The 21,988-nt window shown below is 61.6% G+C and carries 17 protein-coding genes and 2 pseudogenes; 10 read left to right on the forward strand and 9 right to left on the reverse strand.

What is annotated here, in order from left to right; genetic code table 11:
- Positions 1-4 precede the first annotated feature (4 nt).
- From P0D89_RS06515 to P0D89_RS06530, 4 genes are read right to left on the reverse strand one after another with little or no spacing between them, the layout of a single operon-like run.
- Positions 5-757: an aspartate/glutamate racemase family protein gene (locus P0D89_RS06515; RefSeq protein ID WP_408355590.1), complete on the reverse strand. Its 753-nt coding sequence runs from the start codon at positions 755-757 to the stop codon at positions 5-7.
- Between the two features lie 14 nt (positions 758-771).
- The gene (gene hydA / locus P0D89_RS06520) at positions 772-2,187 is read right to left on the reverse strand and encodes a dihydropyrimidinase (RefSeq protein WP_408355588.1); all 1,416 of its coding nucleotides are present in this window, start codon (positions 2,185-2,187) and stop codon (positions 772-774) included.
- Between the two features lie 10 nt (positions 2,188-2,197).
- Positions 2,198-2,926 (reverse strand): maleate cis-trans isomerase family protein, encoded by a 729-nt coding sequence (locus P0D89_RS06525; protein WP_408355586.1) that lies wholly within the window; start codon positions 2,924-2,926, stop codon positions 2,198-2,200.
- A 43-nt stretch (positions 2,927-2,969) separates the two neighbouring features.
- Positions 2,970-4,265, reverse strand: coding sequence for an MFS transporter (locus P0D89_RS06530; protein WP_408355584.1), 1,296 nt, complete (start codon positions 4,263-4,265; stop codon positions 2,970-2,972).
- A 228-nt stretch (positions 4,266-4,493) separates the two neighbouring features.
- Between P0D89_RS06530 and P0D89_RS06535 the strand changes: the two genes are divergently transcribed.
- On the forward strand, positions 4,494-5,192 hold the full coding sequence (locus tag P0D89_RS06535; RefSeq protein ID WP_408355582.1) for a GntR family transcriptional regulator: 699 nt from the start codon (positions 4,494-4,496) through the stop codon (positions 5,190-5,192).
- Positions 5,193-5,258: 66 nt separating this feature from the next.
- Here the strand turns inward: P0D89_RS06535 and P0D89_RS06540 are convergent, their stop codons facing one another.
- Positions 5,259-6,344 (reverse strand): AraC family transcriptional regulator, encoded by a 1,086-nt coding sequence (locus P0D89_RS06540; RefSeq protein WP_408355580.1) that lies wholly within the window; start codon positions 6,342-6,344, stop codon positions 5,259-5,261.
- 392 nt (positions 6,345-6,736) lie between these two features.
- Here P0D89_RS06540 and P0D89_RS06545 point away from each other — a divergent pair, with 392 nt between their 5' ends.
- Together P0D89_RS06545 and P0D89_RS06550 are read left to right on the forward strand one after the other, a co-directional pair.
- Positions 6,737-9,004 carry a beta-glucosidase family protein gene (locus tag P0D89_RS06545; protein WP_408376228.1) on the forward strand — a complete coding sequence of 756 codons (2,268 nt, stop codon included), beginning with the start codon at positions 6,737-6,739 and terminating at the stop codon, positions 9,002-9,004.
- Positions 9,005-9,563: 559 nt separating this feature from the next.
- Positions 9,564-10,355 carry a hypothetical protein gene (locus tag P0D89_RS06550; RefSeq protein WP_408355576.1) on the forward strand — a complete coding sequence of 264 codons (792 nt, stop codon included), beginning with the start codon at positions 9,564-9,566 and terminating at the stop codon, positions 10,353-10,355.
- 168 nt (positions 10,356-10,523) lie between these two features.
- Here P0D89_RS06550 and P0D89_RS06555 read toward each other — a convergent pair whose 3' ends face one another.
- From P0D89_RS06555 to P0D89_RS06565, 3 genes are all read right to left on the reverse strand, one after another.
- On the reverse strand, positions 10,524-10,913 hold the full coding sequence (locus tag P0D89_RS06555; RefSeq protein ID WP_408376229.1) for a BON domain-containing protein: 390 nt from the start codon (positions 10,911-10,913) through the stop codon (positions 10,524-10,526).
- A 314-nt stretch (positions 10,914-11,227) separates the two neighbouring features.
- Positions 11,228-11,998, reverse strand: coding sequence for a bestrophin-like domain (locus tag P0D89_RS06560; RefSeq protein ID WP_408355574.1), 771 nt, complete (start codon positions 11,996-11,998; stop codon positions 11,228-11,230).
- A 122-nt stretch (positions 11,999-12,120) separates the two neighbouring features.
- On the reverse strand, positions 12,121-12,762 hold the full coding sequence (locus tag P0D89_RS06565; RefSeq protein ID WP_408355572.1) for a DsbA family oxidoreductase: 642 nt from the start codon (positions 12,760-12,762) through the stop codon (positions 12,121-12,123).
- 236 nt (positions 12,763-12,998) lie between these two features.
- On the opposite strand from P0D89_RS06565, the gene P0D89_RS06570 reads away from it, so the two are divergent.
- The 6 genes and pseudogenes from P0D89_RS06570 (at position 12,999) to P0D89_RS06595 (ending at position 20,157) form a co-directional block, all read left to right on the forward strand.
- A complete protein-coding gene (locus tag P0D89_RS06570; protein WP_408355570.1) occupies positions 12,999-13,748 on the forward strand; it encodes a 2OG-Fe(II) oxygenase in 750 nt (249 codons plus the stop codon).
- 214 nt (positions 13,749-13,962) lie between these two features.
- A complete protein-coding gene (locus tag P0D89_RS06575) occupies positions 13,963-14,865 on the forward strand; it encodes a LysR family transcriptional regulator (protein ID WP_408355568.1) in 903 nt (300 codons plus the stop codon).
- Positions 14,866-15,009: 144 nt separating this feature from the next.
- Complete coding sequence (locus P0D89_RS06580; protein ID WP_408355566.1) at positions 15,010-16,962, forward strand: aconitase family protein; 1,953 nt, start codon at positions 15,010-15,012, stop codon at positions 16,960-16,962.
- A 233-nt stretch (positions 16,963-17,195) separates the two neighbouring features.
- Positions 17,196-17,714, forward strand: a pseudogene (locus P0D89_RS06585) (MFS transporter); the annotation flags it as partial.
- 228 nt (positions 17,715-17,942) lie between these two features.
- On the forward strand, positions 17,943-19,349 hold the full coding sequence (locus P0D89_RS06590; protein WP_408355564.1) for an MFS transporter: 1,407 nt from the start codon (positions 17,943-17,945) through the stop codon (positions 19,347-19,349).
- Positions 19,350-19,476: 127 nt separating this feature from the next.
- Positions 19,477-20,157 carry a Cap15 family cyclic dinucleotide receptor domain-containing protein gene (locus tag P0D89_RS06595; RefSeq protein WP_408355562.1) on the forward strand — a complete coding sequence of 227 codons (681 nt, stop codon included), beginning with the start codon at positions 19,477-19,479 and terminating at the stop codon, positions 20,155-20,157.
- Between the two features lie 356 nt (positions 20,158-20,513).
- On the opposite strand, the pseudogene P0D89_RS06600 reads toward P0D89_RS06595, so the two are convergent.
- Positions 20,514-20,826: pseudogene (locus P0D89_RS06600) on the reverse strand (OB-fold nucleic acid binding domain-containing protein); the annotation flags it as partial.
- Between the two features lie 767 nt (positions 20,827-21,593).
- Between P0D89_RS06600 and P0D89_RS06605 the strand changes: the two are divergent.
- Positions 21,594-21,842 (forward strand): hypothetical protein, encoded by a 249-nt coding sequence (locus P0D89_RS06605; RefSeq protein ID WP_408355560.1) that lies wholly within the window; start codon positions 21,594-21,596, stop codon positions 21,840-21,842.
- Positions 21,843-21,988: the final 146 nt, after the last annotated feature.

Raw genomic sequence — 21,988 nt, forward strand, 5'->3', positions numbered from 1 at the left:
TGGATTAGTCTTTCTGTCCAGTGTTCAGCAACCGTTCAAGCGGTTCGGGCAGCCCTTGGTTCGGCTTGACTGGCGGATGGGTGAAGCTGCCTTTCGTCGCTTTTTTAGGGCTTAGCCGGATTAGGCCCTCAAGCTGGGTAATCGCACTCGACACGCCATCGACCACCGGCACCGGCAATGCGTCACGGATCTCACGTGCAAGCCCTGCGAGTGGAGCGCCGGCGATGATGATGACGTCGGCGCCGTCGTCGTCGACCACCTGGTTACAGAGTGCCTTTAGTCTTCCGGCGTAATCCTGTTGCACGCTGCCGATATCGCGTAACGGTTCATCGAGCGCGCGGATACTGGCGAGCCGGCTCGCCAGATGACTGCGTTCGACAGTCTCGCGGTACCACGCCTTAATTCGCGGCGAGATCGCAATAATCGAGAAGCGCTGCCCGAGCATTGCCGCGGTCATGAGAGAGGACTCGGTCAGGCCGACTACCGGCACGTCGATCAGTTCCTTGATGCCCTGGAGGCCTGGGTCACCGAATGCTGCAACCACGACACCATCGTAAGTGCCATGGCGTTCGGCCGCCACGCACGCGGTCGCGTACGCGCCAACCAGTGCTTCAAGGCGTGTCTCGATGTACGCAACGCCGAACGGTGCGGTCGCGACCTCGATTTCCGTGCCAGGCGACGCACTGCGCTGCGCCTCCGCATGAATCAGCGTCGACACACTTTCTGAAATGTTGGGGTTGATCACCAGTATCTTCATGCTGCGCTCCGATATCAGAGGTCGACGAACTGCGGTTTGCCCGCGGCGAGAAAGCGGCCCCGACCGGCCTCCGGCTCGAGATAGCGGCCGCTCTCGACCAGCAGTTCGCCGCGTGACAGACAGTGCTTCGGCCAGCCTTGCACACTTCGGCCCTCATACGGTGTGTAGTCGACGTTGTGGTGCAGCGCGTCGTTGCCGATGATGACGTGCTTGAGCGGGTCCCATAGCACGATGTCGGCGTCGGCGCCGACCGCGATCGTACCCTTGCGCGGGTAGAGGCCGTACAGCTTGGCGGGGTTCAAGGACGTCAGTTCAACGAACTTGTTCAGTGACAGGGTGCCGCGGCTCACACCATCGAACAGCAGCGGCAGCCGGGTCTCGATGCCGGGGATGCCGTTCGGGATGTGCTCGAACGATACCTCTTTGCCGCCGGGCTTCTTGCCTTGCGGATCGTCGTACGAGAATGGCGCGTGGTCAGACGAGAACACACTGAAAACGCCACGCTTTAGCGCACTCCACACAGCCTTCTGGTTGGACGCGTCGCGTGGCGGCGGACTGCAAACGCACTTTGCGCCGTGATAACCGTCCTCATGGCCGAGGTCTGCGGCGGTCAGGTACAGGTACTGTGGGCAGGTCTCGGCGTAAATGTTGAGGCCGCGTCGCTGCGCCCATTCAATCTGCTCGATCGCGTCCTCGCCCGACACGTGAACGATAAGGATAGGCACGTCGACGAGCTCGGAGAAGGCAATCGCACGGTGCGTCGCCTCTCGTTCGATTACCGCCGGCCGCGATACCGCGTGATACTTCGGCGCGTGCTTTCCGGCTTCGGTGAGCTTGTCGGTCAGCCACGCGATGCAGTCGGAATTCTCCGCATGCACCATGACGAGCGCCTGGTTGCGCCGCGCTACATCCATAACCTCGAGGATCTCGCGGTCGCTGAGCTTGAGGTCGTCGTAGGTCATGTAGATCTTGAACGACGTGTAACCGGCCGCGATCAGTTCTGGCAACTCGTGTTCAAGGACCTCCGGCGTCGGATCGGAAACGATCAGGTGGAACGCGTAATCGGTGACCGCGCGACCGTTGGCGCGGCGATGGTAATCGTCGACCGCTGCCTTGAGCGACTGGCCCTTCGCCTGCGCCGCGAAGGGGATCACGGTCGTGGTGCCTCCGCACACGGCAGCACGCGTACCGGTGTGGAAGTCATCCGCCATCTTCAGCCCGTCAGGCATTGGCTGATCGAGATGGCAGTGTGCGTCGATACCGCCGGGTAACGCCAGCAGGCCGGTGGCGTCGAGCTCGCGCCTTCCTCCATCAAGATCGCGGCCCAGCGCGACGACAATGCCGTCCTTCACGCCAATATCGCAGTTAAAGCGCTCTGACGCGGTTACCACGTCAGCGTTACGGATTACCAGGTCGTACATCGTTGTCATGGCAGGCTCCTCACGCGACTTCGGAAAACAGCCGACCCCAGCCCGCGAGCCGGGTCGTATCGTAGCCGACGAGTTTCAGCGACTTCCACACCACGGCGGAAATGGTGTCGTAGAGCGGGATGCCGTGGTGCTGCTCTACCTCTGAGGCAAGATGCGCGGCGCGCAGGTTGGTACAAAAGGTAACGATCGCCTCCGGGCCGTGCATCGCGACCTCACGGATCTGCCCGCGCAGCGTATCTTCGGTTACTTCGGCAAACTGGAAGTTCACCTTCAGGCCGAGGTGGTTTTCGGAAGAGCAGTCGATGCCGTTGTCGCGGTAATTCGCGACGATCCTCTGCTGAACTTCCTTGAGGTATGGACTGACCAGACCGAATTTTTTCACGCCGGCCTTGTCCAGGATCTCGTTCAGTGCCAGCACCGACGTGGTTGCGGGGATGCCGGTCGCTTCCTCGATCTCGCGGCACAGGCGGCGGTCAGTCTCGAAACCGAGCCAGCCCGATGAAGTGCCATTCCATGCGATCACATCGACCTTCGCGTCGGCCAGCAGCCGGGCGGCCTGAATGATGTGGGTTGTGTCGAACTGGCCGAGCGCCGACTCGGACAGAGAGATCTCGGTGACCGTGAAGCGCGAGAAATGGACGCTGACACCGGGCAGCTGGGCCACCATCGCGCTCGTAATCGGTTCGAGCGCGGTGTTCGACGAGGGAGTAAGCATGCCGATCAGGACGCGTTTGCTCATGATGAAGTCAGTAGTCAGTGGTGGTTGGCGAAAAAAGCTCGGCTCAGACCGGCAGCTTGCGTTCGTAGTCGATGAGCGTCGAACAGACGAAGAGTCCTACGCCTGCAGCAGCGAAAAACATCAAGGCCAGAAAGTAAGAGCCGGTGGTCTGCACGATCAGGCCAACAATGATCGGAACGAGGATTCCGCCGATATTGCCGCCCAGGTTCATCAGCCCGCCGAGAAAGCCGATCTTGTTGCGCGTACCGAGGATGGACGGCAGGCACCAATAGAGACCGCACCAGCGCAGGAAGAACAACGTGGATGCAAGCAGCACCACGACCGTCACCGGATTCCCGACATAAGCCACCGAGAAGATCGACGCCGTGGCCGCGATGGCGGCGATAGCGAAAAGCGTTCGCATCACGCGGTTGGGCGAACCGCCGGCCGCCTTCCACTTATCGGCGATCCATCCGCCGACAAGTTCACCAACGAAGCCGCTGAAGAAGATCGCGAAACTGGCTCCGCCCATCTGCTGGATATTGAAGCCGTGTACCTTGTTCAGATAGTTCGGCATCCAGGTGAGCAAGCCGTAGAACACCGAGTTGAAGCACATCCAGCCGAAGAACATACCCCACACCGAGCGGTACCGGAAAAAATCAAGGCTACGTCCGGTGGCATGAACCGGCTCGCTGCGGTGTTCTTCCTCCAGGGCCGCTTCGAGATAGTCTGCTTCGGCCTGATTGACTGCCGGATGTTCGCTCGGGTTGTTTCGGATGTAGTACCAGGCAAACAGGCCGGCAAGCATGGTGCCCACACCGGCCACCACGAAGGAGGTGCGCCAGGATCCGAACTCGCTGATCAGCCCGGAGATGATGATCGCACCGAATGCCGCCCCCAACGGGGCGCCACCGTCAAGCAGAGTCGCCCCGCGGCCACGTTCGTGGCGCGTCATCCACATTGCGTTGAGCTTGCCGCCGGCCGGGTAGATCGGTGCTTCGGCAACCCCCAGGCCCAGTCGGGTGAGAATCAGCCCGGTCGCTGTTGAGCAGACGGCAGCAATGCCCTGAAAGAAGCCCCAGAACAAAGTAGCGCACGCGATTACGATGCGCGGCTTGAAGCGGTCAGCCAGCATGCCGCCCGGGATCTGCATGAACGCGTAGGTCCAGAAGAACGAGCTGAGAATCAGTCCCTGCATTGCAGGGGCAATATGGAACTCCTTTGCGATTAGCGGCATAGCCACGGACAGCGAGGCCCGGTCCACATAGTTGATCGAAATCAGCATCAGCATGATCAGAAAGATTTTCCAGCGTACGCCGGTCCTGACTTCGGCCTGCACGGCTGCATCTACGAGTCGCATCTGTGTCTCCTCCGTTATGCCTGAACATGGCATTGGGGTTCAGTTTTGTAGCCGGGACCACTCCCGGTCCGGTGCGCTGCATGCGCCAGAGCAGTATATGATGTCTAATTATGAATTACAAGCGTCGCAAGTACTTGAAAATTATACATATTTAATTTTGTGGATCGTCGGGCCAACCTGTAAGACAATTAAGCGAATCAGGAACAGCAACACGAAAACAGGGGCGACATGGACATGAAGTCATTACCGGCTGAGACACGCAAGCGCATCAGCCTGCGCGGCACGGGCATGTACGCCGCGATTGCGGAGCGATTGCGCGAGATGATTCTCGAGGGTGAATTGACTCCCGGCGTACATATCGACGAGAAAGGGCTGTGCGAACAGTTCGACATCTCCAGAACGCCTTTACGCGAGGCGCTCAAGACGCTGGTGACCGAAGGTCACGTGACCCATAGGCAGCACATGGGTTTTCAGGTCGCACCTATCAGCAAGGATGAGATAGCCGCCATCTTCGAAGTGCTGCATGGACTGGAGGAAACTGCTGGACGGCTTGCTGCGCAGCGTATTGACGACAAGCAGATGAAGGTGCTGCTGGAGCGCCATCGCACCATGGAGACTTATCACCGCGAGGGCAAGCGTACCGCCTACTATCGCGCCAACCAGAAAGTTCATCAGCAGATCGTCGATGTTGCCGGCAATTCCGTGCTATCCGATCTGTACGCTTCGTTGATGAGCAAAATCCACCGCGCGAGAGGTGCGGCCAATGCAGATGTGCTGCGCTGGAGCGAGTCTCTCGGCGAACACAGTGAGATATTGGACGCACTGTCCAGGCGCGATGGGGCATGCCTCTCCCGGTTGCTGCGCGAACATTCGGAACACACGGCAGCGGAAGTGATGAAAGTGCTGGAGGCCACGAGCGGCAAGTAGCGCAGGCCTGTGAAATTCGCATCGGCCGGTGCCCTGGTTTCCGGTCGTCCGCGACTCGTATCAGACTCAGCCGTCTCCGCCTGTGCAGCTGCCATCGCTGGCTCCATCAATTCGTGCCATCGGCCGCGTGGCGCCACGTTGCCGCCCCCGATAACGCGCAGGCGGCGCGCCGCACGCGCGGGTAAAAAATCGCGTGAACGCCGTCGTCGACGCGAACCCGACACGTTCGCTGATCTCGCTGATCGACATCGGCGTGTGGGCGAGCAATGTCCTCGCTTCGTCGATACGCGTTTGCGTCAGCACTTCGCTGAACGTTTTGCGTTCGGCCGCCAGCTTCCGTTGCAAGGTCCAGCGCGTGAGCGCGAGCCGTTCGCAGACGAGCGCCTGGAGGCTTTTCGGCTCGATCGCATCCACCTGTTCGCGAAGCACATCGCGCAGACAACGTTCGACCGTGGGCGAAAACCGTCCCTGCTCGCGAATGCGTTGCAGCATGTCATGCGCGGCATGCACGTGGATCTTAGAGAGCGGCGCATTGTAGACTTCGAACGCGCGATCCAATGCGGATGACTGCAACACCATCCGATTGCGCGCCTGGTCGAGTTGCACCCTCACGCTCAAAGCGTCGCTTAACACCGGGACCGCACTCATCCGTGCATCGGTGATGCCTGCGTCACGCACGCGCAGCCGCGCATCGTAAAGCCTCGCGACGCTCGCGATCAACGCGAAATTGCCCAGCGCGCTCGACGCATTGCGGCCTTCGCCCTCCAGCACATACTCGAATTCGACTTCATCGCCTTGCTCCTGCATGACGAGCCAATCGACATTGCCGATCAGGTCACGGTACTCGACATAGTTACGCAATGCATCGCGCAGCGTGGGGCTATTGCAGACGACGCCCGCCAGCTCCGGAAAAGAAAGCAGACAGTGCAACACATCGCCCTCAGGCGGGCTGCCGCGCGACATGCAGGTTTCCGCAAGCTTGAGCATCACGACGTGCTTGTCGCCGGAGACTCGCGCATCCGATGCGGCGATATCCGCCTCGTCGATGCCGATATCGCGCGTTATTTTTGCTCGATCGAAGCCCTGGCGTTCCGCTGCGTCGAGCATCAGCCGATAGATACGACCTGATACGGATTTCTGGCGCAGATTCACATTGCCTCCTCTGATTGAATCCTGTCCGCGGGTTTTCCTGACTCTGTATCGGTCAATCCTTGCACCCGTCGGTCAAGCGCGTTTTCGGCGCATCCCTAGAATTTCTTACGGCGCGTTACGGTCACCGCGAAGCGTAACAGGACACATCACGCGTCGGTAGCGCGTCGGTATCAGGGTCATCACTACGGCCAAACGGTGTTCGCGCAACGACCGGCTTCGATACGCCGGCGCGACGTGCTGCGTCGCCATCGGACCATCGACCGTGGCACTCGGGTTCGGCCGGAAGCGAGCGCCTCACGCCGCTGTCGGCAGGTCATCCCGTTTGCATACTCGCGGGATAACGCCAGCCAATACGAATCACATTACAAACAACGATCAAACGGAGCGAGATGATGAGAAGGAAGCTGACGATTCCCTTTGCCGGAACCGCGATCGCATGCGGCGTCGCGCTGGTAGTCGCCGCCTGCGGCAACGGCAGCGAAATCAGTTCCAGCCCCGCGCCGGCCGATCCCGATGCGAGCGCCGATTCGCGTGCCGCCGCCCTCGTCGCGCAGATGACGACTACCGAAAAGGTTCAGCTCGTTCACGGCGTGGGCATACCCAACGCGGGACTCGGTGGCCCGTACCCGGCCGGCGTCGCCGGGGCCGGCTATATCCCCGGCATTGCGCGACTCGGCATTCCGGGCCTTGCGATGGCCGACTCGGCCGGCGGCGTCAATGTCGCCAACTCGAATGCGACGGCACTGCCCGCGCCGGTGGCGCTCGCCGCAAGCTGGGACCCCACTCTGGCCAATGCGTACGGCGCGCGCATCGCAACCGAGTTGCGAGTACTGGGTTATGGAGAAGGCCTGGGCGGCGGTGTCAATCTTGCGCGCGAGCCGCGCAACGGCCGCACCTTCGAGTATATGGGCGAGGACCCGGTACTGACCGGCACGATGAGCGCCGCGCGCACGATCGGCACGCAGGCGCAAAAGGTCATCGCGACCATCAAGCACTACGCGATGAACGATCAGGAAACGAACCGGATGACCAGCAACTCGGTTGTCGACGAACGCACGATGCGCGAGACTGAACTGCTGGCGTTCGAGCTAGGCGTCACCCAAGGTTTGCCCGGCAACGTGATGTGCTCGTACAACCTCGTGAACGGCGTGTATGCGTGCGAAAACCCCTATCTGTTGACCACGGTCCTCAAGAACGAGTGGGGGTTCAAGGGCGTGGTCCAGTCCGACTGGACCGCAACCCATAGCACGGTCGCTTCGGCGCTGGCCGGTCTGGATGAAGAAGAGCCCGGTGATTTGAGCGGCGGAGCGTCGATTCCCGGCTTTACGCTCACGTCATACTTCGACACGAAGCTCGCGGACGCCGTCAAGGCGGGCAGTGTGCCCATGTCACGGCTCAACGAGATGGTTCAGCGCAAACTTCGCACGATGATCCGGTGGGGTGTGTTCGATTCGCCGCCGACAACCGGCGGAACCGTCGATCAGAACGCAGGCAATGCGCTTGCGCTGCAGGTCGCGCAGCAATCGGCGGTGCTGCTCAAGAACGCCGTGGCAAGCGGCGATGCGCAACCCGTGCTGCCGCTGAACGCAGCGGGACTTTCGTCGATTGTCGTGATCGGCGGTCATGCCGACGCCGGCGTACTCTCGGGCGGCGGTTCGGGCGCCGTGCCGGCCGCCGCGGGCAATGCGGTATCAGGTTGCGTATCGGCGTCCCCTCTGCTGAGCACTTGCGCGACGTGGTACAAGTCGGCCCCCCTGGCCGCGATCAAAGCCAAGGCCCCCAACGCGACCGTGACGTTCGTCGACGGCACGAACCCGGCGGCTGCGGCAACCGCCGCCGCCAAGGCGGACGTGGCGATCGTCTTTGCAACGCAATGGGAAACCGAGGGTGCGGACCTGCCGAGCCTGAGCCTGCCGAGCAACACGACCGACAGCTTTAACCAGACCTACGATCAGAACGCGCTGATTTCGGCTGTGGCGGCGCAAGCCAAACGCGTGATCGTCGTGCTCGAAAACGGCAGCCTGGTCCTGATGCCATGGCTCGGCAATGTGCACGGTGTGCTCGAATCGTGGTATCCGGGCGTTCAGGGCGGACAGGCGATTGCCGATCTGCTGTTCGGTGACGTGAACCCGTCCGGCAAATTGCCGATCACGTTCCCGGTACAGGACTCCGACCTTCCGCAACAGACGATCTCGGCAACCGACACCACCGTCACCTACAGCGAAGGGCTCCTGATGGGCTATCGCTGGTACGACGGCAAGCAGATCGCACCGTTGTTCCCGTTCGGGTACGGCTTGTCCTACACGAGCTATAGCTACTCGGGACTCGATACGCATGCGGATGCCAGCGGCAATGTGACTGTGACCTTCACCGTCAAGAATACCGGCTCGCGTGTCGGCTCGGAAATCGCCGAAGTCTATGCCGCGCTGCCGAGCGGTTTGGGCGAGCCGCCCAAACGCCTCGTCGGTTGGGAAAAGGTCGCGCTGCAGCCGGGGCAGTCTCAGCAAGTCAGCGTATCGATTGCGCCGAAGCTGCTTTCCACATGGGATGCCACCAGGCACGCGTGGAAGCTTAACAACGGTGCGTATCAGTTGATCGCTGGAGCGTCCTCACGAGACCCGAACGCGTTGACCGGTTCGGTCACGATAGCGGGGCATTGACCGTGCTGCTGCGGCCGCGGTGGGTTGCTCGGGTGGCGTGAGTGGCTTGAGCAATCCGAGTGGTTCGAGCGGTTCAAGTCGATGCGCAGGCCTGAGCCGTCTCGAAGCGGGGTACGGATGTTGGCGGCCGTACCCCGTGCTTGCGAATGGGTGCGCTTCGAGCTGATCTGCACGAAAATGCCTACGTGGCACTTGGGGAAAACGAGGCTGTCGCCCGACGACGCAGGAAAGCCGTCTCGCATCCAGACGTCGATTCCCAAAAGCAGATGCTCGGCGCACCAGCCCAGTTGCCGCCACGACTCGACCACATGTACGAACTTGCAACCCGATGACTCAAGCCAACGACTAACAGCCGCCCCCAACGATTCCACGCCACTCACGCCGCATACTTCCAACCGGACAATGCGCCGCACCTCGCATATCCACAGAAAAATTATGCCCACTTCAAAAGAATGTGCTAGAAAATAACAATTGCACGGGGCACAACCAAAAGCCGCACGGGGCCAGCGAGCAAGCGATCTTAGGCTTTCAAAAATCTTAATCGGCCGCGAGGTGGATCATGAGAATAAAAGCGCTGTTAGGGTGCGGGGTGACGACGGTCGCGTCGATGCTCACGCTGCAGTGTGGCTTCGCATGGGCCGACGGCCCCGAAGCCGCGTATGCCGCGGACGAAGCGCCGACTGGGTCGCTCAGTCCGGACGAGTATCAGGTCAATGCCGACGGCATGAACGAAGACCCGAAGGCGAAGATGTCGGACGTGGCCCGCGCGTATCGCAATGGCTATATCAATCGCGGCAAGGAAGATCAGGCGGGTTACGACGCGATGATCGACTCGCATAACCACGGCCAGCGGCACCCCACGAATACGCAGGTTGCGCGGGTGGATGTGCCGCCGTTGCCAGCCGGGGTCCCCGAAGACGACAACTCGAAGTACACAACCATCCCGCCGCAACCTCGCCAGTACGCGCAGCGCCCGGTAGCGCAGCCGCGTCAGGTGCCGCAACCGCCGCCGCAGCAGGTCCAATATCGGCAGGCTTATCAGGAGCCGCAATACGCGCCGGCTATGCCGATGCAGTATCAGCAGATGCCCGAGTATGCACAAGCGCAGCCGCAGCCGATCTATGCCGAAAGTCAGCCGGTCTATGTGCGGCAGGAATACGCACCGCCGCCCGTCCAGTATGTCCCGGTCTATGCACAGCAGCAGTACGAAGAGATGCCCGTAGTGGAAACCGTGGTCCAGCCCGTTGCGCCGCCGGTCGCCTATCAGATGTATCGGCCACCGGTTTATTGGGGTGCGCCGCGCGTGTATGCATACCGGGCGCCGGTGATGAGCTATCGCATGTGGCGGTAACGTGTCGCCTGCTTGCTGAACTAAGCTAAGGAGGCGGCGTCGGCAGGGAAGGCGCCGGCCGGAAAACGCGGAAAACAATTTGCGGATTTCGAATATGCCAGGCGGCAACGCTCCTCGTGAAGCGATGCCGCCGGGTCATGAATCGAATCGGTGGCGGCGTGCTGGGGATCAAGCGCCGCTGCTGCTCCTCGTCTGCACCGTCAGCCTGTTCGATACCGACCTGACTCCTCGAACCGACCTTGCGGCGTTGCCAGCCCGCTGGATCTGCGAGCGCTGGGGCACGCGGCCGGTCAACGTCACGACGCCGTGGCGCACCTGCACATGAATAGCCGACGAATTCAGCCCCGTTGTACGTGTGAACGCACGGCGAACGTCGCGAAGAATCTGGCTGTCGGATCTCGCTCGCGACGATGACGATGATGACGGCGACGACGACGGCGACGCCGCCTTCATTGGCGGGCTTTGCGTAGGCGCATCGTTCTGCATGCCACCGGCGGTCTGCGCATCAGCGTAGGTTGCGCAAATCGCAATGGCCACGGCGGCCATCGCGCCGATCATTCTTCTCGCGCCGTTTGTCTTCACTGTTCCTCCTTTGCCGGGTTTCCGGCGTTTGCCGTTCAAGCTGCGTGGTGCCAGCGAGGGCGAGGCAACGAAACACGATGCCGCCTCGAGAAGCGTATTCGATCGCCGCTGTGATTATATGCCGCGATGGCGGCATCAACGGGGGCTTCGCGGTTTTGCCGAGTGGCCGTTGTTTGTCGCAGACGGCGCGGAATGGACGAGCCGCCACCGCGAAGCCGCGGCCCGGTTGGCCGGCGCGGGCTGCCCACGACACCACCGCGAACGCGCTGCGCGGTGGCTTGCGATGAGCGTCAGGTCCCAGTGGGATGCCCGAGCGATTGCAGAAGCCTCGCCAGATTCTGCGGCTGAATGTGGATGATCCCGCCGCGTGGACTATCAATGTCCGCTATGAGGGCGAGCGAGAGCGAGACCGTCACTGGAAGGACGAACAAGCCTCGGCGCAGTCTTCCCTTGGCGCCGTAACCCTGCACGGTGCAGCCGAGCAGGGCGATCACGATCATCAGTACCCAGGCTCCGATCGGAATGCGGTTGATGCGCGCGGCCTCGGAGTAGTCCTGAGAATTGAGTACATCGTTCATCCCGCTTGTGACGAGGGCGGCGATGGGTGTCGGTTTGTCTTTCGCCACCTGAGTCGCCAGCCGCCAAAGCTCGGCTTGCACTTGTGCCGTCTCGCGGCCGATGCGCGTAAGCTCATCGGGATTGCGCGTGTAATAGTCGGCCAGTCTCAATTGCGTATAGCGGACCAAAGCTGCCTTCATCTGCGCACTGATGGGAGCGTCCGTCAGATCGGCTCGCGCATATTGGGTGCCGATAGCGTTGGCTTCGCTTTCCTCGAGACTTTTGCGCTGGTCGTAGCGGTTGACCGCCATCGAAAGACTGAAGCCGATCAGCAGAGCGAGCAATGTCAACGTCGATGTTTGCACCACGCTGAAATCGTCGCGTTCTTCTTCGGGCAGTGGCGCTCGGTGTCGGAGAATAAATGCGCCAATGGCCATTGCGGCGACCAGAAGCACGAGAAGCGAGATAAACAGAACGGTCGGGTAGTCGACAATTACTGCCATGCGTTGCCTCCATTGATAGAGTTTCCTCGACCAGCCGCGTCGGCCTGCGGCCGGCGCGGCGGACGCAAACGTGTCCGCAGCCCGGTCGCCGATGGCATACGCAAAACCACCGCCGTGACACGCTATTGCTCGCTTAGAACCTGCTCGATAACCTTGACGAATTGCTCCACCGGTTGCCCGCCGGTCACGAGATATCGACGGTTGAAGATGATGGCGGGCACGGACTGGATGCCCATTTCCTGATTGTTGTGTTCTTCCGCGCGCACCTCGTCGGCATACGCGCCGCTCGTTAGTACGTCACGTGCTTCGGCGGCGTCGAGTCCCACGGATTGCGCGGCTTCGATCAGCACATCGTGATTGCTCGGGTCTTTGCCCTCGGAATGATAAGCCCGCAGCAGGGCGAGCTTGAGCGGCAACTGCATGTTTTTGATGCCGGCCCAATGCAGCAGGCGGTGCGCATCGAACGTGTTGTAGACCCGCGTGCGCGGGCCGAAGTCGAAACCGACGCTCGCGCCGCGCTCGCGGATCATGGCCTGCGTCTCCGCGATTTGCGCCGGCGTGCGGCCGTACTTCTTGCCGAGATAGTCGACAATGGCCTCGCCGTCCGGACCCATCTGCGGGTTCAGCTCGAACGGATGCACGGTGATCCGGGCGTCGACGCTGTCTGCAAGACGCGCTAGCGCGAGTTGCAGCGAAGAGAGGCCGACAGCGCACCACGGGCACGCGATATCGGAGACAAAATCAATGGTGAGCGCTTGTTTCATTGCTGTCCTTACGGGAATGACACGTTGCGCGACCCGCATGAGGCGGGCGCAGCAGAGGCCGACAGCGTAGCCTGAATCGGCAACTCCTGCAGGATCGCATGTTTCTTGCTGATTGGGTGCAAGGACCACTGAATTGGACCGCAAGAGCCGGAGTGTTTTGTTTGCACCGCGCCCGTACACTGGTTCCATCCAACCACATTCCAGGAGCCGGCTGCGAGTGCAGCCGCCACGCAAGTATGAGTTCATCTATAGCGAAGACCCCCGTCGCCACGATGCCCGGGACGATCGCGCAACGCATCGACGCGTTGGACTGGCCGGGCATCGAACAGGATCTCGACCTGTACGGATGCGCCGCCGTGCCGCAACTCGTGACGCTGCCCGAATGCGACGCGCTGGCAGCGCTCTATTCACGCGACGATCTGTTTCGAAGCCGGGTCGTCATGGCGCGTCACGGCTTTGGGCGCGGCGAATACAAGTACTTCGACTATCCGTTGCCCGACATGATTGGCCGATTGCGCACGGCCATGTATCCGCATCTGGTGCCGGTGGCGAACCGGTGGAACGACGTGATGGGCATCGATGTGCGTTATCCGCCGAAGCACGCGGATTTCATCGAGCGTTGCCATGACGCCGGACAGGTCCGTCCGACCCCGCTGATCCTGCAATACGGCGAGGGCGATTACAACTGCCTGCACCAGGATCTCTACGGCGAACATGTGTTTCCGCTTCAGGTCGCCATTTTGCTGTCGGAGCCGGGGCGGGATTTTACCGGCGGCGAGTTCGTCATGACGGAGCAGCGTCCGCGGATGCAGTCGCGCGCCGAGGTGGTGCCGCTCACGAAGGGTGATGCGGTGGTGTTCACGGTGAACAGCCGGCCGGTAGAGGGAACGCGAGGCCCATATCGCGTGAAGCTGCGGCACGGCGTGAGCCGGTTGCGCTCGGGACGGCGGTATACGGTGGGTGTCATTTTCCATGACGCGCTGTAAGTTGGTCGCAACGCCGTCACGCTGAACCTGCGTGACGGCGAAAATCGACGCGTCAGGACGCGAGCGATTGCGGGCCGCCATCGTCTGCGTTGCTTGATGTGGGACGAGTGACATGAGCCGCATGGGCGGCATCTCGTTCGCCAGCCCCCGCCGCCGGCTTTGGCGAATTCCGCAACCCGCGTCACAATCGGGTAACCGAGCGCCGACCGACATCATGGAAAACCTTCTCAAGAAACTCGACCTCACTTCGCTGCGCCTGTTCGTCGCCGTCTGCCAGGAGCGCAACATCGCGCGGGCGGCCGAGCGCGAGTTCATCGCGTCGTCCGCCGTGAGCCGGCGCATCGCCGAGATCGAGGCGATGATCGGCTTGCCGGTGATCCAGCGCCAGTCGCGCGGCATCACCGTGACGCCGGTCGGCGAGACCGTGTTGCGCTACGCGCTGGCGATCATCGGCAACATCGAGCAGATGAGCGCGGAGTTGTCGCGCTTTTCGTCGGGCGCGAAAGGACGCGTGCTGGTGGTCGCGAATCTGTCGTCGATCGTGCAGTTTCTGCCGGAAGACGTGGCCGCGTTCGGGCGAGCGTTCCCCGAGGTGTCGATCGAACTGGAAGAGGAGAACAGCGCCGACGTGCTGCGTATCGTCGACGAGCACGGCGCGGACTTCGGCATCTGCAATCCGGTCGCCGGCAGCGAAGCGTTCGAGCAGGTGCCGTACCGGCAGGACCGGCTCGCGGTGTTGGTGCCGGGCGGCCACCGGCTCGCCGGCGCGCCGCGTGTGGCGTTCGGCGAGTTGCTCGAAGACCGCTTCGTCGGACTGCGCAGCGAGAGCGCGCTCACGCGTCTGCTCGAGCAGGAGGCGGGTAGTGCGGGGCGGCAGCTCGACGTGAGGATGCGCGTCAGCAGTCTCGACGCGCTGTGCCGGATGGTGCACGCCGGGCTCGGCATCGCGATCGTGCCCGAGCAGGTCGGGCTGCTGTACGTGAATGCGCTCGACGTGCGGCTGCTGTCGTTGACCGATGCATGGGCCGTGCGCCGCCTCATCATGATCTTCAAGGCGCGTGAGCAGTTGAGCGCGAGCGCGGCGGCGTTGGTCGGGTTTCTCGGCAATCAGCCGTAGCGCGCACCCGCGAGGCGGCGCATCGCAACTCATCGCATCCCCTAGGCTCCCGGGCATTCGCCAAACGAGACGGCAGCGTTGCCGCACCGGCACTTCGGCATCGGCCTTGCGCGCCGTATAGTAAGCGCGAAGGAGGATGCATTGATGAGCGACACGATTCGTCTGGACGGCCGCGTGCTGTACCTGTCCCAAGACCCCGCAGTGATCGACGCGCAACTCGCCGGCAGTAATTTCACGCGCGCCACGGCGGGCCCGCTGCGCGATAACGTGTCCACCGACGAGATCACGCCGGTCACCGTGATGCTCACCTATGACGAGCGCCTCGGCCAGTATCCGTATGTCGGCTTCAAGACGGGCGAGCGCATGCCGATCGGCCGCAATGCGGTGAAGGACGGCGGCTTCCAGGTGACGGTGGCGGGCAAGCGCTACGGCAAGGGCTCGTCGCGTGAATCGAGTCCGCTCGCGGAACTGTCGGCGGGCATCCGGCTGATCGTCGCGGAGAGCTTCGAGCGGATCTATCAGCAGAACTGCGACAACATCGGCATTCTCACGACCACCGATTTCTCCGTGCTCGATCGTCTGATCGCAGGCGAAGCGGTGCCGATCGACGAGTTTCTCAAAGGCCGCGACGCGCTCACGCAGCAGATCATTCGCAGCGGCGGGTTGCTGGCGTACAGCCGCTTCGCGGACTGGCCCGCGCCGCGTGTGCGCGATCGTGCAGACAATGACGCGCAAGCCGCCGAGCCCAGGACGCTGGTCGAGAAGATCATCGAGCGCCACTTGCACCCCGGCATCGCGCACGCGCAGCGCGGCGATGGCGTGTTCATCGCCGCCGACTGGCGCTTCAGCCACGATTACTTCACCGGCATGTGCGCGCATCTGATGCATCGCGCGTTCGGCAAGCCCGCGCCGTTGCACGCGCCGGATCACATCATCGCGTTTCAGGATCACCTGGTGCTGGCGCCGCAGAGCATTCCGCACGCGCGCGACGGCCTGTTGCCGGGCGTCGCGAATCTGATGGAAGGTCACGCGTCGTTCTCGCGCGACTACCCGGTGCGCTCGCACGGCGCGCTCGACACGATGCCGGGTTCCGAAGGCATCTGTCACGCGCTGATGGCCGAGCAGTATGTGTTGCCGGGCGAGGTCGCGTGCGGCACCGATTCGCATACGCCGCATTCGGGCGCGCTCGGCTGCCTCGCGTTCGGCGCGGGTGCGACCGACATCGCCAATAGCTGGGTGACGGGCTACGTGCGTTGCAAGGTGCCGCAGACGCTACGCATCGAGATCGACGGCAGCTTGCGCGACGGCGTGACCGCGAAGGACGTGGTGTTGCATCTGCTGCACATGGACGCGATCCGCTCGGGCGGCGCGATCGGCCTCGTGTTCGAATACGGCGGCGCGGCGGTGCGCGCGATGTCGATCGACGAGCGCGCGACCTTGACCAACATGGTCGCGGAGCTGGGCGGCTTCACCGGCATCGTGGAGCCGGACGAGCGCACGGTGGCGTTTCTGAAGGAGCGGCGCGGCGTCGATTTCACGCTGGAAAGCTGGATGAAAAGCGACCCGGGAGCCGCCTATCACGACACGATCCGTATCGACGCCGGCGCGATCGAACCGATGCTCGCGCGTCCGGGCGACCCCGGCAACGGCGTGCCGGCACCGCAACTGGAAGAAGACGTGGCGATCAATATCGCGTACGGCGGCTCGTGCACGGCGGGCAAGCGCGAGGACTTCGATTTCTATCACGAGGTGCTGCGCTGGGGCGTCGGGCAGGGCATGCGTGTGGCCGACGGCACACGTCTTTACCTGCAATTCGGGACCATGGCGGTGCGCGCGTATTGCGAGGAACAAGGCTATTTGCCGGTGTTCGAGCGTGCGGGCGTGACGCTCGTGATGCCGGGCTGCGGGTCGTGCGCGAATTGCGGGCCTGGTCAATCCGCCGACGCGAGCGACGTGACGATCAGTGCGATCAACCGTAATTTCCCGGGCCGTTCGGGGCCGGGCAATGTCTGGCTCGCGAGTCCGTACACGGTGGCGGCGAGCGCGCTGGTCGGAAAAATCACCACCTTCGAACAATTGAAGCGCGCTCGCGGCTAGAATGCTGGCCGGACCCTGGGGGCCGGCATGGTGGTGCGTGCGTCGCGCGAAAGTACCAAAGGCCGGCACCCGACCGGCCTCGGCGAGGCTCAGTTTTCGCCGGCATTACGAGCAAGTGGCTTGCATGGGGCTGGAGTAAGCGCTAAAGCGCTAACTCCGGTCGACATACGGGTTGCATGGGACCGGAGTAAGCGCTAAAGCGCTAACTCCGGTCGACACAGGAGACAGACAACATGGCATCCCCAGATCACGCGGGCTCCGTCGCGCGCGGCGGCCGCGACGCGGCGTACCCGGCCACGACAGCCAATTCGGCAGCCGGCGCGGCCAACACCGCCTCACTCGACGCCGGCAGCATTTCGGCACGCCTCGACCGGCTGCCCGCCACGCGCTCCATCTGGAAGCTGGTGGTGCTGCTGAGCCTCGGCTTCTTCTTCGAACTCTATGACCTGCTGTATTCCGGTTATGTCGCGCCGGGCCTCGTCAAAAGCGGGCTGCTGACCGCGACCACACACGGTCTGTTCGGCTCGACCGGCGTGGTGAGCTTCATCGCCGCGTTGTTCAGCGGGCTCTTTATCGGCACGATCGCGTGCGGCTTCCTGGCGGATCGCTTCGGACGCCGCGCCGTGTTCACCTATTCGCTGCTGGGGTACACGGCGGCCAACGTCGTGATGGCCTTTCAGGAAACTGCCACCGGTCTTAACTTCTGGCGCTTCGTTGCCTGTGCGTGTGGAATTAGGGGGGTTAATACTGGACCCTCTACCTTTGCTGTCGGCCACGTCGGGGGAAAAAACAGAATTTTTAACCCCTCGTTGTTTCGGGGAATTCAAGCTTTGTGATTTCATAGTGTGAAATTCGATGCTATGCTGCACCGCACTTCTAAATGAAAGTCTAAGAAGAGCGGCAGTGATTTCCCAAGCTCAATAGCAGTTCACAAGCCGTGAATAGCGTCGGACATCCGACTATCTGGAAGCTGATCATTTATGAGCACAACAAATTTAGATCCAAGCACCTGCATCGTCGATGCAGGTGCAATTTCGGCACGGTTAGATAGATTGCCGCCTACCCGGACCATTTGGAAGTTAGTTATCCTCTTGAGTCTGGGATTTTTCTTTGAACTCTACGACCTGCTCTACACCGGTTACGTGGCGCCGGGGTTGGTTAAGAGTGGCCTCCTGACAGCCACGACTCACGGCCTTTTCGGTACCACCGGAATCGCGAGCTTTATTGCTGCATTGTTTGCAGGCTTGTTCGTTGGCACCATCGCGTGCGGATTCCTCGCTGACAGGTTCGGACGGCGCTCAGTCTTTACCTATTCGTTGCTTTGGTACGTCGCAGCAAACGTCATTATGGCGTTTCAGCAATCAGCTACCGGTCTGAATTTCTGGCGCTTCGTTGCAGGAGTTGGCATCGGCGTGGAACTGGTGACGATCGGCACATACATCTCCGAACTGGTGCCCAAGGATATTCGCGGACGCGCGTTTGCGTGCGAGCAGGCAGTCGGATTTACGGCAGTGCCGGTGGTGGCATTTTTGTCTTACCTGCTCGTGCCGCGTACATTCCTCGGCCTGGACGGCTGGCGCTGGGTCGTGTTGATCGGCGCGCACGGTGCAGTCTTTGTCTGGTGGATTCGTCGAGCATTGCCGGAAAGCCCGCGTTGGCTCGCACAGCAGGGACGTCTGGCAGATGCGGATCGCGTGATGACCGAACTTGAAGCGAAAGTGCGCAGCGAATACGGCCGCGAGCTGCCGCCGCCCGCGCCGCCGGTGCCGGTTGCGCCGCGCGGCAGCTTCCGCGATATGTGGGTGCCGCCGTACCGCAGCCGCACGGTGATGATGACCCTCTTCAACATCTTCCAGACGGTGGGCTTCTACGGATTTGCGAACTGGGTACCGACACTGCTCATCAAGCAGGGCATCACGATTACGACGAGCCTGATGTACTCGAGTGTGATCGCCTTGGCTGCGCCAGTAGGTCCGGTTATTGGGCTTTTCATCGGCGACCGCTTCGAGCGCAAGACTGTGATTGTGGTGATGGCTGCCGTGAATATTGTCTGCGGGCTGTGGTTCAGCCAGGCATCGGGCGCGGTGCTGCTGGTGAGCCTCGGGGTGTGTCTGACGCTTGCCGGCAATATCATTTCCTACAGCTTCCATGCCTACCAGACCGAACTCTTTCCAACCAGCATTCGCGCGCGCGCGGTAGGGTTCGTTTATTCATGGAGCCGTTTTTCGGCGATCTTCACAGCTTTTCTGATTGCCTCTGTCTTGAAGCAGTTTGGCACCACTGGTGTTTTCGTCTTTATCGCTGGGGCGATGCTGATCGTAATGCTGGCAATCGGGTTGATGGGGCCGCGTACGAAGGGTATTGAGCTGGAAAAAATATCTCAGTAACTTGGAGAGACGAGTCTGTGAGAAGGCTGCTTACAGCGGCCGTAATAATCGCTCCCAGTAATTGACAGCGCAGTCTCCGCGAAACAATTGAACTACACCCGGTTCATACCATCGCCGATCATGGTCGATGCAAAACCAACAGAAATCGTTCGAGTGGCTGCTATCTGGCTGGACCATCAACATAGCGAGCTCAGTCAGCGGACTTAGCACGGCCCTGCGAATGGCTGGCGGCCGGCTCCTAAGCTTTGCCGCGAGCGCGATTTCGCGCGCTTTGGTCTTCTCTATCTTGCACTTTGTAGATCTTGCCAAGAAGCTGGGGTGGAACGTCAACGTTCCTCCGACCTTGCTGTCGCTGGCTGGGGCCGGCACCGTCTTCGGCGCCCTGTACTGGGTGCTGAGCAAGTGGGCTTGGAAATGGTACGGCGTCGACATATGGCTGAAGGTCCCCGACCTGTCGGGCACCTGGGATTGCTTGGGCAAAACGCTCGCTCCGGATGGAACGACCAAGTTCGACTGGCTTGCCGAAGTGCAGATTGTCCAGTCCTGGGACAAGCTCCGGATCCGCTTGACCACCAAAACCTCCGGGTCGAACAGCATCTCCGCCGCACTCGCTCACGACAGCGTTGACGGCGTCGCGCTGTTATATCACTACCGGAACGACCCCCAGCCGGAGGCCGCAGAATTGAAAGCCCACACCGGATGCTCCGTCATGACGGTCGCCAAGGATCTTAAGTCCGCAACCGGCGAGTATTTCACTGGCCGTGGTCGTATGACCTTCGGCACGATGACCTGGACGAAGAGGAACTGATGACCACCGATATCGACAAGCGTCTTTCGCAACTCCGGCAACGGCGTACCGGTAGCTCCATTACGACGGAGTCTCTTTCTCGCGCGGACTCGGTCCACGCCGGTATTGCCGAAGATGCGGCGGGCCCCGAGTCTTGGGAGACACGCGGAACATCGAGTCAACGCTGGACGAAGTATGCGATCGGCGCGATGGAGGCGGTAGGCAAGACGTACACCAAGGTCAGCAGTAGTCACTGCCGACCGAGTGGCGGATCAACTGCGTGATCGCCAAGACACCGCCGGCGTCAAGGCCGAATTCAAACTGCAGGGCTCCGTGCCACTGGACGTCCACATCAGGCGGGTCAGCGACGTTGCATCTCAACAGAAATTCCGACTTGCGGTTGTCAGACCACCAAGCAGATGCGACATGTCGACAAGGTGCTGGGCAACTAGGTGGCGAACCTCGCCTTGGCACTGCCATGTCCCATACACGGCAAGCAGAGCCGTACCCAGCGCTTCCTTCCGTTGTTTCTCAAAGAGGCGTGGCCAGATGATGACATTGACGTTATCTGTCTCGTCTTCCACGGGTAACAAAAAGCACGCCCTTTGCTGTGCCCGGGCGCTGACGCACGGTAACCAGCCCGCAACCCCGTGCGAGCCGCCCGTCCCGATAGCTTGAGTGTGTCGCCGCATACTTCAGTTCGAAGTGCGCGCCCTTGCCGCTACGCGTCGGGGGAAAGTGCTCGCCGTCAACGCAGGTTACCTCGAACGTGTTCTTCCCATCGTCATGAACGACCGAGTAAATTCCCGAAACCTTCACAATTTCGCCGGGCTTATATGAGTTGTCGCCTGCCATCGTCTTCTCCTTAAAAGTTGCCGGGAGCCGACCCGCAGCAAGTGGCATTCCGGGCTCCCTGGTTTGAGTTCGGTGACTAGGGCGGACGGGCAAGGGGGCGCCACGTTCCATCAGTACTGCAGAGAAAAACCAGCACTCAAAAGCCAACTACCGGAACTTCGTTCCGGCGACAGCAGAGGCCTCGATACATCATATAAATGTGGCGCCATTTTTGAGGCACCTTTCAGCCGCAGGTAGCCGGTAACCAGTTACATATCGGTTCCGGCTCGGTTATCCCGCCGTCGTGCGGGCCGGGGCAGTGCAAAGGTATTTGCGCATTACACCTGGTGTAGCAGGCGGTTTGTCAGCCCCACCCCCTATAACAAACCTGCAGGGGCGAGACGCGTCGGCGAGTTCACAAGCCCCGTCGATATCGCGATTTCGCGCCCCGATGAACTGCGCTCCGTACCTCGGCTCGGCGCACTGCGCATCAGCATCAGCTACCCAATAGTGCCCGCACCTGCCCGTAGTCGTCGCCCTCCCAGGGGCGCGAATCTGGCGGAAAGGTGTGCGAATAGCGCAAACCCTCGGGGAATACAGAAGATGGTTACAAGGAGTGAATCATGAAATCACGGTTGATGGTCGTGCTTGCTGCTGGCGGATTGCTGGTCATGCCGGGTCTCGCAAACGCCCAGGACACGATGCCGGCGCCGCAGGCCCAGCAGCAGCAGAACCCCGCTACGCCGGCCGCGTCCTCTGACATGAACTCGCAGTCGTATGGTGGAGTGCCCGCCACAAACACACAAAGCGGCAGGCGCGCCGCAGAGAAGTGCAGGTTGGACCCGCAATGCAATATCTTCTTCGGTAGCTGAGCGATTTCTGCGCTGTGCATCGTCTCCTCAAGTAGACCTGTAGGTGCTCCCGGCCGCCGGCTGCCTGAAGCACCAGCGGTTATCGTGTCGGCGGGAAGCCCCTGAGGGTCGTCCCAATTTATAACAACGACGGCCCTAAGCAGACA

The organism is Paraburkholderia sp. RL18-085-BIA-A, assembly GCF_046027075.1.
Taxonomy (GTDB): Bacteria; Pseudomonadota; Gammaproteobacteria; order Burkholderiales; family Burkholderiaceae; genus Paraburkholderia.

Excerpts from the sequence above, each read along its gene's own strand:
- P0D89_RS06515 (WP_408355590.1), bottom strand. The coding sequence starts at position 757 with ATGAAGATACTGGTGATCAACCCCAACATTTCAGAAAGTGTGTCGACG.
- hydA (WP_408355588.1), bottom strand. The coding sequence starts at position 2,187 with ATGACAACGATGTACGACCTGGTAATCCGTAACGCTGACGTGGTAACC.
- P0D89_RS06525 (WP_408355586.1), bottom strand. The coding sequence starts at position 2,926 with ATGAGCAAACGCGTCCTGATCGGCATGCTTACTCCCTCGTCGAACACC.
- P0D89_RS06530 (WP_408355584.1), bottom strand. The coding sequence starts at position 4,265 with ATGCGACTCGTAGATGCAGCCGTGCAGGCCGAAGTCAGGACCGGCGTA.
- P0D89_RS06535 (WP_408355582.1), top strand. The coding sequence starts at position 4,494 with ATGGACATGAAGTCATTACCGGCTGAGACACGCAAGCGCATCAGCCTG.
- P0D89_RS06545 (WP_408376228.1), top strand. The coding sequence starts at position 6,737 with ATGAGAAGGAAGCTGACGATTCCCTTTGCCGGAACCGCGATCGCATGC.
- P0D89_RS06550 (WP_408355576.1), top strand. The coding sequence starts at position 9,564 with ATGAGAATAAAAGCGCTGTTAGGGTGCGGGGTGACGACGGTCGCGTCG.
- P0D89_RS06555 (WP_408376229.1), bottom strand. The coding sequence starts at position 10,913 with ATGATCGGCGCGATGGCCGCCGTGGCCATTGCGATTTGCGCAACCTAC.
- P0D89_RS06560 (WP_408355574.1), bottom strand. The coding sequence starts at position 11,998 with ATGGCAGTAATTGTCGACTACCCGACCGTTCTGTTTATCTCGCTTCTC.
- P0D89_RS06565 (WP_408355572.1), bottom strand. The coding sequence starts at position 12,762 with ATGAAACAAGCGCTCACCATTGATTTTGTCTCCGATATCGCGTGCCCG.
- P0D89_RS06570 (WP_408355570.1), top strand. The coding sequence starts at position 12,999 with ATGAGTTCATCTATAGCGAAGACCCCCGTCGCCACGATGCCCGGGACG.
- P0D89_RS06575 (WP_408355568.1), top strand. The coding sequence starts at position 13,963 with ATGGAAAACCTTCTCAAGAAACTCGACCTCACTTCGCTGCGCCTGTTC.
- P0D89_RS06580 (WP_408355566.1), top strand. The coding sequence starts at position 15,010 with ATGAGCGACACGATTCGTCTGGACGGCCGCGTGCTGTACCTGTCCCAA.
- P0D89_RS06590 (WP_408355564.1), top strand. The coding sequence starts at position 17,943 with ATGAGCACAACAAATTTAGATCCAAGCACCTGCATCGTCGATGCAGGT.
- P0D89_RS06595 (WP_408355562.1), top strand. The coding sequence starts at position 19,477 with ATGCAAAACCAACAGAAATCGTTCGAGTGGCTGCTATCTGGCTGGACC.
- P0D89_RS06605 (WP_408355560.1), top strand. The coding sequence starts at position 21,594 with ATGAAATCACGGTTGATGGTCGTGCTTGCTGCTGGCGGATTGCTGGTC.